Source organism: Flavobacteriaceae bacterium HL-DH10 (assembly GCA_031826515.1).
Classification (GTDB): Bacteria; Bacteroidota; Bacteroidia; order Flavobacteriales; family Flavobacteriaceae; genus Thalassobellus; species Thalassobellus suaedae.
Window position 1 is genome coordinate 1,379,049 of sequence record CP134536.1, and the last position, 13,240, is coordinate 1,392,288.

General features: G+C 30.6%; 10 protein-coding genes. 4 read left to right on the top strand and 6 right to left on the bottom strand.

Going from position 1 to position 13,240, the window contains the following annotated elements; translation table 11 throughout:
* Positions 1-65: 65 nt before the first annotated feature.
* Entirely contained in the window at positions 66-539 is a 474-nt protein-coding gene (locus tag RHP49_06075) for a RecX family transcriptional regulator (GenBank protein WNH13821.1), read from the bottom strand.
* A gap of 85 nt (positions 540-624) precedes the next feature.
* Between RHP49_06075 and RHP49_06080 the strand changes: the two genes are divergently transcribed.
* Positions 625-3,162 (top strand): hypothetical protein, encoded by a 2,538-nt coding sequence (locus tag RHP49_06080; GenBank protein ID WNH13822.1) that lies wholly within the window; start codon positions 625-627, stop codon positions 3,160-3,162.
* An 84-nt stretch (positions 3,163-3,246) separates the two neighbouring features.
* On the opposite strand, the gene RHP49_06085 is transcribed toward RHP49_06080, so the two are convergent.
* The 4 genes from RHP49_06085 to gdhA all read right to left on the bottom strand — a co-directional run bounded on the left by RHP49_06085 (position 3,247) and on the right by gdhA (position 10,193).
* The gene (locus RHP49_06085) at positions 3,247-5,655 is read right to left on the bottom strand and encodes a TonB-dependent receptor (protein WNH13823.1); all 2,409 of its coding nucleotides are present in this window, start codon (positions 5,653-5,655) and stop codon (positions 3,247-3,249) included.
* A 2-nt stretch (positions 5,656-5,657) separates the two neighbouring features.
* Entirely contained in the window at positions 5,658-6,377 is a 720-nt protein-coding gene (gene recO, locus RHP49_06090) for a DNA repair protein RecO (GenBank protein WNH13824.1), read from the bottom strand.
* On the bottom strand, positions 6,377-8,728 hold the full coding sequence (locus RHP49_06095; GenBank protein WNH13825.1) for a two-component regulator propeller domain-containing protein: 2,352 nt from the start codon (positions 8,726-8,728) through the stop codon (positions 6,377-6,379). Before RHP49_06095 ends, recO begins: the two co-directional genes overlap by 1 nt.
* A 121-nt stretch (positions 8,729-8,849) precedes the next feature.
* On the bottom strand, positions 8,850-10,193 hold the full coding sequence (gdhA, locus tag RHP49_06100; GenBank protein WNH13826.1) for an NADP-specific glutamate dehydrogenase: 1,344 nt from the start codon (positions 10,191-10,193) through the stop codon (positions 8,850-8,852).
* Between the two features lie 201 nt (positions 10,194-10,394).
* On the opposite strand from gdhA, the gene RHP49_06105 reads away from it, so the two are divergent.
* Entirely contained in the window at positions 10,395-11,225 is an 831-nt protein-coding gene (locus RHP49_06105) for a glutamate dehydrogenase (protein WNH13827.1), read from the top strand.
* Positions 11,226-11,352: 127 nt separating this feature from the next.
* Positions 11,353-12,075, top strand: coding sequence for a DUF3298 domain-containing protein (locus RHP49_06110; protein WNH13828.1), 723 nt, complete (start codon positions 11,353-11,355; stop codon positions 12,073-12,075).
* Here the strand turns inward: RHP49_06110 and RHP49_06115 are convergent.
* Positions 12,052-12,516, bottom strand: a complete 465-nt coding sequence (locus RHP49_06115; GenBank protein WNH13829.1) for a DinB family protein — start codon at positions 12,514-12,516, stop codon at positions 12,052-12,054. The two genes, RHP49_06110 and RHP49_06115, sit on opposite strands and share 24 nt — an antisense overlap.
* Positions 12,517-12,714: 198 nt before the next feature.
* On the opposite strand from RHP49_06115, the gene RHP49_06120 reads away from it, so the two are divergent.
* The gene (locus RHP49_06120; GenBank protein WNH13830.1) at positions 12,715-13,074 is read left to right on the top strand and encodes an ArsC/Spx/MgsR family protein; all 360 of its coding nucleotides are present in this window, start codon (positions 12,715-12,717) and stop codon (positions 13,072-13,074) included.
* The last annotated feature ends 166 nt before the right edge of the window (positions 13,075-13,240 follow it).

The following is a 13,240-nucleotide window of genomic DNA, read 5'->3' on the forward strand; positions in this document are numbered from 1 at the left end:
AAAAAGCGGAAAACTTTATTGTTTTCCGCTTTTTTTTGTTACGCTTTTTAAAGAAAAAATATGCTTTATTTTATAAGTTCATTAGCTTTTTCGTATACCAAATATGGCTCCCAACCTCTGTACAAAAAATAATCAATAAACTTTTTCCTTTTCTTATAAATATTAGTTTCTTTAAGTAAATTCGCTCTTTTTTCGGCCAAACCATCGAAAACTTCGACATACTCCTCGTTTTCAATTTCTGAAATAGCAAGATTTATATTACATTTGGATACGTTTTTTTTCTTAAGCTCGAAAGATAAACGGTTGATTCCCCAACTCTTAATTCTAAACTTACCCTGAACAAATGTTTTGGCAAAACGTTCTTCATTTAGAAAGTTATGCTTTATTAGGTGCACAATAATAACATCTATAGCTTCGGGTATCATATACATACCCTCAAGCTTTTGCCTTACTTCTTGATGACACCGCTCTTGATACGCACAATAATGCTCTAATTTTTTAGTGGCTTCTTGTACTGTATATGTTTTTTTGGTTTGCATAGCACTTCAAAAATAACAATAGATACATTAATAATTAGTATAAAATTTATAAAAGCCAAATCCTTAGATTAAAAAACTTAATGGTATGAGGAAAATTACTTTACTAATAATATTGCTTTTAGTTTGTAGAGTTGGGTTAGGACAAACCTCATTATCTGCTGGAGATATTGCTATAACTGGTTTTAATTCCGATGACCCAGACCAAATTTCTTTTGTATTATTAACAGATGTACTTAACACAACCACTATTCATTTTACAGATAATGGATGGTTAAATTCAGGTGGATTTAGAACTGCAACTTCTGAAGGCGTTATATCTTGGTCTGCAACTTCCGATTTAGTTTGTGGCACTGAAATAATTATTATTGATACAAACTCCATATCTCCCAATACTTACTCCGCAACTAGTGGAACAGTAACTGAAACATCCTTAGGTTTTGCACTAAATACTATTAGTGGAGATCAAATTTTAGCTTACCAAGGTACAGATATATCTCCGACGTTTATTTACGCAGTCAATTTTGATGGAGCAGGTTGGACTGATGCCACAAGCACAAATGATTCTGCCCTTCCAACTGGACTTACAGATGGTATTAATGCTATTAATTTAGGACAAATTGACAATGCCGTTTATGACTGTTCAACGACTTCCGATACATCTTTGGTTTTAGGTGCAGTATCAACTTTTGGAAATTGGATTTTAGACGATAGTCCATTAACAACAGGAGGTTGCTACTACTCTTGTGCATCATGCTCTGGTGGCACAGTAACATGGGATGGAACAATATGGAGTGGAACGCCAGATGTAACAACACAAGTTATAATTACTTCTAATTATAATACGACAAACGGAGGAAATGAAGTGAGCTTTAGCGCCTGTGCTCTTAAAGTTGAAAATGGAGCTACATTAAACATCGCAGATAATGATTATGTTGAAGTTCAAAATGATTTAACTGTTGATTCAGGAGGTGTTATTACGGTTCAGCCTTATGGGGCTTTTATTCAAAATGATGATTCTAGTAACGTAACAAATAATGGTTCAATATCTGTAATAAAGGAAACGGCACCTTTAAATGCTTGGTATGAATACACCTATTGGAGTTCCCCTGTTTCTGGAGAAACTATTAGCCAAGGATTATTTGAATCTGAAACTTCAAGACGCTTTAAATTTAATGCACAAAACTTCTTAGATTCTACAGCTGAAACTGAAAACGACAATACGACTATTGCTGGACAAGACGATATAGATGATGATGGTAATGATTGGCAATGGGTTACAGGAAGCACTGTAATGCAGGCCGGCATTGGATATGCTGCTACACACTCTAAGACATTTTTTACTGGTCCACCAATGAGTACTCCACCATATAATTTTGAATATATTTTTGATGGAGCTTTTAACAATGGTGTTATTACAACTCCTATATACAGAAATGACTATGAAAGTAATGATAGCAATTGGAATTTAATAGGAAACCCATATCCTTCTGCTATTGATGCTAATTTATTTTTAGCAGCCAATTCTAGTGTTGCTCAAGACATTACGGGTACTAGTTATAGTGGAACCGGTTATACAGATGGCGCTATCTATTTATGGTCTCAAAACACGGCGCCTTCAGCAACGGCAAATGGTAATGAAAAATTTAATTTTTCAGCCTCTGATTATGCCATTATTAATGGAACTGGTAGTAATGCGGGAGGTGATGGATTAACACCAAATAGATTTATACCTTCAGGTCAAGGGTTTTTTATCGCTATGTTAAATACTGCTACACCTGTTTCAACAAGTGTTAATGGAGATGGTCATACTATTTCACAAGGCACAGTTGTTTTTAATAATGCCATGCGCGTAAAAGGAACGACAGATAATAGTCAGTTTTTCAAAAATTCAAACACTAAATCTAAAACCTCTACATCTGCCATTAATAAACTTTGGATTAATTTAACCTCTAATAATGGGGTGTTTAACCAGACACTTATAGGTTATTTAAAAGGAGCAACCAATAGTGACGATGGCTCATATTTTGATGCTATAAAAAATACGGCTTCAGGAACATCTGCTATTCTATACTCCACCATTGAAGGGTCTGATAAAATATTTGCTATTCAAGGAAAAGCTGAAAATAGTCTAACAAAAGATGAAGTGATTTCATTAGGGTTTGATACCAGTATTGACGTACCAACTATTTACAAATTATCTGTTTCTAAATTAGAAGGCAACTTTTTACATTGTAATACTATTTATTTAAATGATACTTTAACAGGTACAACTCATAACTTATCTACATCTGATTATAACTTTACATCGGAAGTTGGAACGTTTAACAATCGTTTTAAAATTAGCTTTACTGCTAAAGCTTTAGCTATAGAAGATAACTTATTAGGTACTAAATCACTAAAAATTATTCAGTTAGATAATGACACTATTCAGTTTAGCACTTCAAATAACTTAAGTATTAAATCAGTTCGTGTTTTTGACTTGTTAGGCAGAGAACTTTATAATTTAAAAGGTAATAGTCGTACTGAAATTTACAAATTTTATAACTTAAACAATGCAGTTTATATTGCTAAAGTTGAATTGTCTAACGGTATTATTATTACTAAAAAAAGTATTAAAAACTAACTTATCTATAGGAAAATTAAAAATCTCATAAAGCCATCTTTATAGCAATTAACAGATTCTTAATCATACTTTCTCGCAATCACGTTATAAACTATATTTTAGAGACAAAATAAAGTTTCTTCCTGCTGCTGCAATACCTGATGAATACGTTTTATAACGTTGATTGCTTATATTTTCTAAACTAGCAGTTAGTGTTGTAGAATTAGTTAATTGATATTGGCTTCTTAAATTAAATGTATACCAAGATGGACTGTATGGGTTTCCGTTAGAATCTAATGCATAGATATAATCTTTTTCTATTTCAGAAGGTGCCAATTGATTAAAAGATAATTCGTTATTATAATTTAGAAAAAAATCAAACTTTAAGCTTTTATTAGTCCAAATTACATGGGTATTTCCAAAATAAGGCGCCACATGTCTTATAGGCACTTCTATACCATCATTTTCTTCGGTTCCTCCAATAATACTATACTGTGATGTTAATTTTAATTTATTTGTAATAGGCATTTTCAACCCGACTTCAAACCCGTAAATCCATGCTTTTGAAGCGTTTTGCATGGCTTGTACATTACTTAATTCGCCATCATAAATAATTTCTGTGTTGCCATTTAAATTATAATCTCTTCGCACTAAAGCATTATCTAAATAGGTATAATATGTACTCATATCTAGAATAAGTTTCTGACTAAAATTCAATTTTAAACCTAACTCGCCACCATAAGCATACTCGGGTCTTAATGTTTCATTGGGCACAACTACCGAGCCTGGTTCCGAATCGAACACCTTTCCTATATCATCAATATTTGGCGCTCTAAAAGCAGACGATGCATTTAATTTCCATTGCATTATATTATTTGGCGACCAACTTAAGCCCGCAGTTCCAGTAAGGGCTCCAGCTTCATTTTTTGAAGACTCAAAAGGTAAGTTTAAATACACATTATTTGCTTGAAAATTAGCTTTAGAAACTACATGATTAAAGCGTAAACCAGACTGAAATATAAATTTAGGATTTGGTTTGTATTTAAGACTTGTATAAACAGCTGCCGATTGCCAACTTGCACCATTGGGATACCTAGAAACTGTTGGAGATATTAGATTCGTAGAAATATTTTCTTCTTCACCATGAGACATAATTTTATTATAAACATATTCTAGACCATAAAAGAATTGTGTTTTATAACTTAGAGTTTTTTCAAAATCTAAATTAAAAGAATAAGCATCAACAGCTTCTTCTCGAACACTTCTGATTTCGGATTGAAAATCACGATCCATCCTACTCTCTTGAAAATTTTGATAGGCTAAAGTTGCTTTAATCTTATCGTATAAATTTGAGTTACTACTTAATTTAGTAACCTGTAAATTAGACATAAACCATTTTTGTGGTCCGTAGCTCCATTCTGCCGATCGTAACAAGCCTTTTTTATAACGAATTAAACGATCGTATCTTGGCGTATTTGAAGTTGTCGTGTAAAATAACCCTAAATTAAAGCTTAAATTTTCAGAAGGTTCATATCGTACCTTTTGCATCATATTAAGTTGATTATAACCCGATTCTCGTTGAACAAAAGGGTTGCTATTTTTTATAATAACATCTCCTGCATTGGTCGTCAAAACAAATTCTGGTCTTAAATATTCATCAGGTCCATATTTACCCATTTTTAAATCGCCAAAACTCGTATAACTCGCATTAGTTACAAATGCCCATTTTTTATATCCTAAATTAAAATCGAAATGTCCGGTTTTTTCATCACTTGCAGTTGCGTATCTTACAATGATATTTGATTTAAGCAATAACGAATCTGCATAAGACAATCTTGGTTTTTGAGTATAAAAACTCATAACACCTCCAATAGCATCACTCCCATAAATAACAGATCCAGAACCCAAAGTAACTTCGGTGGTTTGAATTGAAAAAGGATCGATAGCTATAACATTTTGCAAATTACCCCCTCTAAATATGGCATTGTTCATTCTAACACCATCAACCGTAATTAATAATCTGTTGGTTGAAAACCCACGAATCATGGGACTTCCACCTCCTAACTGACTTTTCTGAATATAAACTTGCCCTGTATTCTCTAACAAATCGGCACTTGTTTGTGGATTTGAAAACTGAATACTTTCTGGTGTTATACTCACTATTTTTTGAGGAATATCTTTTTTGCTTTGTTCAAACTTTGAAGCCGAAATAACAATTTCTTCGAGTCCTTGAGTGTTAGAATTTAAATACACTCGATTTAAAGGTCTCAATTCGGTTTTTACAATTCTTCTTAATATGTGTGAAAGATGTTTGAAATATATAATTTCTGAATTTGAAAACTCATCTAAATTAGCCTCACCCAAAAAGTTAGTAATTACACTTTTTGTTTTATCTATATTATATATAGCAACGCCAATAATGGGTTCGTTTGTGTCTTTACTAAGCACCTTAATATTTTGAGTCTGTGCTGTTATAGCAACAAAAAAGAAACAAAAAAGAAAAAACAACTTCATGTTTAACTAAAAACTTGATTAAATACTTGTAGAGATTTTGACGTTCTAAAACTCCCCAAATGTAATTCAAAATAAAGCAAAATCATATTTAAAAACGACTGTCTTTGTTTACCATTTACTTTAACTAAAGATAAGGTATCAAATGTTGTGCCCAAAAGCTGTTTTAGTAAACTAAGATTTTCTCCCTTTATAGAATATTTACTTTGTTCTTGTTTTTCAAATTTACCATCACTTAAATTAAAATAATTGAATTCTATGTTTTTTAAATCTGGATAAAACCCCAAGTATTTAGTAAGGTTAAGCAAAAAAAGTAAATGGAAATTTGAATATTCTGAATGGGCATCAAGCCATTGTAAAGTAGTTTCTATATAACTAAAAAGTATCTCATTTTGCTCTTCTTCTTTTAAAGCATTTGATAATACCTCAGCTAAAAACATAACAATAGAACCTTTTAAAACATTAGTATGTAAACTCGTGTATAGATGATTTAGCTTTGTTTCTTTTACAGATTGCAAAGACCTATTATTTTTATAATCTATAACTAATTGTAATTGAGATAGTGGTTGATAATATGCACTTTTTGATTGTCCGCGTTTACTTTTAAAAATGCCTCTTAAAATGATACTAACAAGCCCTAATTGTTGTGTATAACATTTTACAATAAGGTCGTTATCTCTATATTTTAGTTTAGATAATACTATTGCATTGGTGGTTATTAACATTATCTAACAACCATTAGTTTTAAAACCTTGGTTTCAAACGTATCTAAATCAGATAACATAACTAAATACACTCCTGAAGCTACGACATTATTAGCAAGATTTTTACCATTCCAAAATGCTGTCCCTCCATCTATTTCAAGATTATAACCTCGGTATCTCTGGTTTATTCTAGATTGTGCTTCAGCCACTAAATTACCTTCAATATCAGTAATTTTAATATTTACATTTTCTGAAATATCTTTAATTTTTACTTTTTCTTCAACAATATTAAAAGTAGGTCTCACAGGATTAGGATATGCATAAGCTTCTTGCAAATCTTCAAAAGTACTTGAACCACCAGCGCTAAAAGAAACCAATCCACGACTCGTAGCTATATAAACGATTCCATTCGTACTATCTATAGACACATCTTTTATTTCATTTGAAGGCAAAGGAGAATTATCCTTAGTAAAATGAAATATGGTTTTTTGTCCATCTGATGAAAAATAAAATATGCCCGAATCTGCTGTAGCGATCCATTTATTATTAGAACCATCTACCTCTATATCTGTAATAAATTGTTCAAAAAGTAACTCTTTAGCAATACCGTCTTCTTCTATAATAATTTCATCGACTTCTACATTATTATCTTCAAAAAAATTAGACGTATTATATAATACACGTAACCCTTTAAAAGTACCTATCCATAACTGATTTCTTTTATCTAATGCCAATGCCGTTACAAACTTGCTAGGCATATTTTCATCTTCTTTATAAATATCTTTTATCAATACTTTTCCTCGCGTTTCATTAAATCCAATGACCCCAAATTTATAACTTGCTAACCACTTTGTTTCATCACTACCAATAACAAGGTCTCCAAAACCTAAATTACTCCCATATTCTTCAGGTATAACACTTGTAAAACTATATGAATTCCATTGGTTATTATTTGGATTAAAAGATTTTAAAGGCTTATTAATAAGACTTGTAACGGTCCATAATAATCCGTTTCTATCAAATGCTGAAGCACCGACCCTAACATCTATATAATTGGGATTGTCAGGCAAATTTAATGATTCTAGACCACTATTCGTTTCATTGTACAATAACGTAGGAACATCTTCATTTATCTCTAATAAACCACTAAAAAAAGAGCTTATATATACTTGACTCGTATTCAATGGATTTATAGCTATTTTATTTAAACATTTTGCTTCTAAAACGTCACTATATGGGTTATTTATCCAAACATCATCTTTTAAGTGACTAAAACCTCTACTATTTAATGGGTAAGGATTATAATACAAATTATACTCACCAAAAGTCACCCACAACCCATCTGGTTCTGCTTCAATAGAAAAAGGAACATTTAACAAAGGCCCTTCGGGATGAATTTCTTCATAAGAAACAGGACTTGAAATTAGTGTTTTTAATACTCCAAAATCTTTAGTACCTATATAAATATATTCTGAATCTATTGATGCTGTATTAAACTGTGTATTAAAAGTAGAAGTATCTACTAATGCTTGAGAAAGCAAATTGAAACTGGCATCATAAATAAAAATAGTGTTCTTAGTTGTAACGATTAAATTATCATTGACAGATTGTAATTCAACAGGCGCTTCAGAATATAAAAACAATTCCGTTAAAGCATCATTTACAACTTCATAAATCCTTTTATTAGTTCTTACTGCATACAACTTATTTGCTGAGGCTTCAATAGCTAAAAAATCTCCAGATGTAACAGTTTGCCAATTTTGATAGTCTATTAAATTAGGATTTGAAATTAATGCCTTTCTTAAACCATTACCACCCATACAAGCCGCATAAATATTTCCATTATGAATAGCTGTTTGATTCACTTGTATTTGAGATCCACCATTGCCGATAAAATAAGTGTCTCCAAACTCTAAACGTTCTAAATTAAAAACCGAAATTCCATAATTTGTAGATACATATACTACATTTTCGTAGGCATTAAAATGATTTATTCTTTTATCTGTTCCTACTATAGTCGGCTTATTAATAATATCAACTAAGGTTAAAATATTATCGTCATTATCAAAAGCTATTTCTATAAGTCCGTTTTCATAACCAATAATTAGTAACTCATATACCTCACTGTAATATATAGTAGAAATAGTTTCACCAGACAAACCATTAATAGTTGTGAGTTCTTCAATGTTATTTGTTTGTATATCTAAACTAAAAATAGCATTTTCTGAAGCAGCATATATCTTATTATTTCCTTTTACAACATCTTTAATGTTATAATACGAAAAATATCCTTCCCAAAGTGTCGAAAAATCTTGAGCAAATTGTGATAATGGAAATAAAAAAATAAAAAAAATAAATAGTCTTTTAAACATAAATGATTTTAATATTCAAATATATTTATATCTAACGAGTTTTACTTCAAAATAATATATTTTAAAGCAAAAAGCATCCTAATAAACTAGAATGCTTTTAATTTTAATTAATCTTATATCTCTATACAACACCTTGAGCTAACATAGCATCAGCTACTTTTACAAAACCAGCAATATTAGCACCTTTTACATAATCGATATAACCATCGTCATCTTTTCCATATTCAATACACGATTTATGGATGTCTGACATGATATCTTTTAATTTATTATCGACTTCTTCTCTAGTCCATTTAAATCGTAATGAATTCTGTGTCATTTCTAAACCAGATGTTGCTACGCCACCAGCATTTGAAGCTTTTCCAGGAGCAAATAATATTTTTGCTTTATGAAATACAGCGATAGCTTCTTTAGTTGAAGGCATATTTGCTCCCTCACTTACACAAATACAACCATTTTTTAAAAGTGTTTTAGCATCATTTTCATTAAGTTCATTTTGCGTTGCACATGGTAAAGCTACATCACATTTTACACTCCAAGGGGTTTCTCCTTTTACAAATATAGCATTTGGATACAATTCTAAATACTTACTTATTCGTCCGCGTTTTACATTTTTCAACTCCATAACAAAAGCTAACTTTTCTGCATCTATACCTGCTTCATCATAAATATATCCCGAAGAGTCTGACAATGTTAAAACTTTACCTCCTAACTGTATTGTTTTTTCTGCTGCATATTGTGCTACATTCCCCGAACCAGATATAACAACATTTTTACCTTTAATATCGTTATTTTTAGTTTCAAGCATTTTTTGTGCAAAGTATACATTGCCATAACCTGTAGCTTCTGGTCTAATTAATGATCCGCCCCAAGACATACCTTTTCCTGTTAAAACACCAGTAAAACCATTACTTATCTTTTTATACATACCAAAAAGATATCCTATTTCTCTTGCTCCTACACCAATATCTCCTGCTGGTACATCTGTATTATGCCCTATATGTCTAAATAACTCTCCCATAAATGCATGACAAAATCTCATAATCTCACCATCACTTTTTCCTTTAGGATCAAAATCACTACCTCCTTTACCACCTCCCATAGGTAAAGTTGTAAGACTATTTTTAAACACTTGCTCAAATGCTAAAAACTTTAAAATACTCATGTTTACAGTAGGATGAAAACGCAAACCGCCCTTGTAAGGTCCTATAGCTGAATTCATTTGAATCCTATACCCTCTATTCACTTGTATTTCACCCGAATCATCAACCCAACAAACCCTAAATGTAATAACACGCTCTGGCTCAACCATTCTCAATAGAATGTTTTTACCATGATAAATGTCATTTTGAACTATATAAGGAATAACTGTCTCAGCAACTTCCTCTACAGCTTGTAAAAACTCTGGTTCTTGACCATTACGTTCTTTTACAAGATCTAAAAACGAATCAATTATGTTTTTCATTTAATCTTATTTGTATTAATAATATATTAAAAATGTAATTTATAGACACAAATATACGATATCTTTAAAAATTACATTCTTTTTTTTTGATATTCGCAATAAAATTTCTCAAACTCTTTAGGTAAATTTACAAGCATTTGTTTGTTAATCGACTTTTTATATATTTGTTAGTATTTGTGCCTCAATAAACAAAACCTTATTATGCTTAAATTGAAACATTTAGCTTTATCTTTTTGCATACTTATTATCTCTCAAGCTGTAAATGCTCAATTAGGTTTTTCTCATGAAATAGGGGTTATTGCTGGACCTGTACAGTTTCGTTCAGATTTTGGAAGTCGTAATGAAGCTGCAACCAACTTTGGTAATTCGGGATATGGAGTTGGAATTATTCATTATATTAATTTTGCTTACAGAGCAGATTGTAATTGTTATACGACCGACACCTACTTTAATGACCACTTTAAATTACGAAACGAAATATCATACAACAGAACAAACCTTGATCATCATGGTTTTTGGGTGTTACCAGATAAAATTAGCGTACAAGCAGATCAACTTCGAGCTCATGAGGGAGTTGCTAGTAACTTTGATATTGGTACGCAAATAGAGTTTTTTCCATTAAGTATTCGCTCCTTTCAAGCATTTGCCTATAAAATTGCTCCTTTTATAAGTTTGGGTATTCATCATACTTCTTTTAGTCCTCAAGCAAGTACAACTTTTAATAACCCAAACCCTAACGCTTATGGAGATGTATTTGATTCATCAAACATTTATAGTTATTGGTTTAATAATTATACTCCAGGGGTCGATCCATATCCAATTGATGTTAATGGAGGAAGTACCTGGTCTACAGTTGCAAGTGTTGGTTTTCGTTATAAGCTTACTGTACTAACTGATCTAATGTTAGATTTAAGATGGCAATATTATTATAGTGACTGGATTGATGGACTAGATCACAATTGGAGAAATTATGATAGAAAAAATGATTGGTTGGTCTGGCTTAATGTTGGCTATATCTATTATTTAGATTAATTTATCCCTTTAGCCTCATTATCCTGCTTTTTTCTCTTCTTGACACAAATATTAACAAATTCAACTCGTTTTATTTCGGTGTATTCAGATGCAATAATTACCTTTAAGATTAGTTAATAAAATTACTATGATTAATAAAAATTTCCTTTTTGCTTTTTGCTGTTTACTCTTTCTTTTAAATTGTAAAGAAGCTATAAAAACAACATTTTCAGACGTAACCATTTCAACAAAAAACAATGACATTGTTGCTATTAATATTCCTCAGGCTTACGGTAATGAAACGATTATTACTAATATAAATTCTGAAATAAACAAAGCAGTTGCAACTGCTTTACATATTGGAGAAGCCGATAGTATTCCATCCATTTCAACTGAAGAAAGTATTATTTCCTTTAACAAAGAATATCAGTCATTTAAAACCAACTTCCCTGAAAGTACTCAAATATGGGAAGCCCAAATAGATGGCGAAATACTACACCAATCGCCTGAAATTATATGTATAGCTATAACCACGTATATAAATACGGGTGGTGCTCATGGTAATTTAAATATCTCTTTTTTGAATTTTAATAGTGAAACAGGACATCTAATTCCAAATGAAAATCTATTTAAAAATATGGATACTTTCAAAAAAATAGCAAAAACTTATTTTAATGAAACTATTAAAGATAACGATTATTTATTTGATTCTGAAAGCTTTGAATTACCCCAAAACATAGCCTATAACGAAGATGGTATTGTTTTGCTTTATAACACCTATGAAATTGCGCCTTACGCGTCAGGTATTATAGAATTTACTATCCCTTTCGAAAATATAAGCGATATTTTAGTTTTTAACGGCTCTTATTAAAGCTAAAACATAGCCCAAATGCATACCTTCATGAAACAATATAAATTGCAAAGCATCATCAATATTTTTTAATGTATTGCCTGTTGTAGAAACGGTATACTCTTGGTAATTTTTAAAAACACCACTTTTGTAATCATCTACTAATTGTTCAACAGAGCTAAATAATAATGCTTTAATTTCATCAACTTCTGCCTGAGAAACAAATGCTTCTGGCTTAGAATCTTTTCTATATTTATTTATTAAATCATCACTTACAGCCATTGGCAATCCTGATAATTTATAGGCTAATAACTGTTGTGTCACTACTATATGTCCAATATTCCAAATGATATTATTATTAAACCCTTCAGGAATTTTATTTAAATCTTCTAAAGAATTATTTTCAAGATATTTCTTTGAAAAAACGCGAATGTTAGATAATACGTCGAAAGTAAATTGCATGTTTTTAAATTTTTGATAAATATACTTTTAAATGTAATAATTCTTTTTATTTTGTTGTAAAATTATAAAGATTTACATCTGCTAGGAAATGACAAAATGTAATTAATTATGAAACATTCATAACTAATTTTTCGATACCAAAGGAAATGATTAAATGAATGTTACATGTAATCGATAAAAAACAATAAATATAAACACATGAAAAAAGTATACTACCTAAAAACATGTAGCACTTGTAATAGAATTTTAAAGGAATTAAATCTTTCTTCCGACTATATTTTACAAGATATAAAAACTGAAAGCATCACTGTTAAACAATTAGAACACATGGAAAGTCTTGCTGGTAGTTATGAAGCTCTTTTTAGTAAACGCTCTAAACTTTATAAAGAAATGGACTTAAAAAACCAAGAACTTAGTGAGCGTGATTTTAAACATTACATTTTAGAGCATTATACTTTTTTAAGTCGTCCAGTTATTTTAGTTGATGATACAATTTTCATTGGAAATTCTAAAAAGGTTGTTGAAGCAGCTAAACAGCATATTGATTCTATAAGCTAATAACTATTTTTTTATTAAACATATTCCTGTACCATATAATGATTAGATAAAAACATTCAAAGCAACCGATTGCTTTTTTTAGGGGTTTATTTTATATTTTTGCTAATAAGCATTAATTTCCATCTGTATTCCTTCAAATAAAAGAATACCTTACTAAAAACACAAA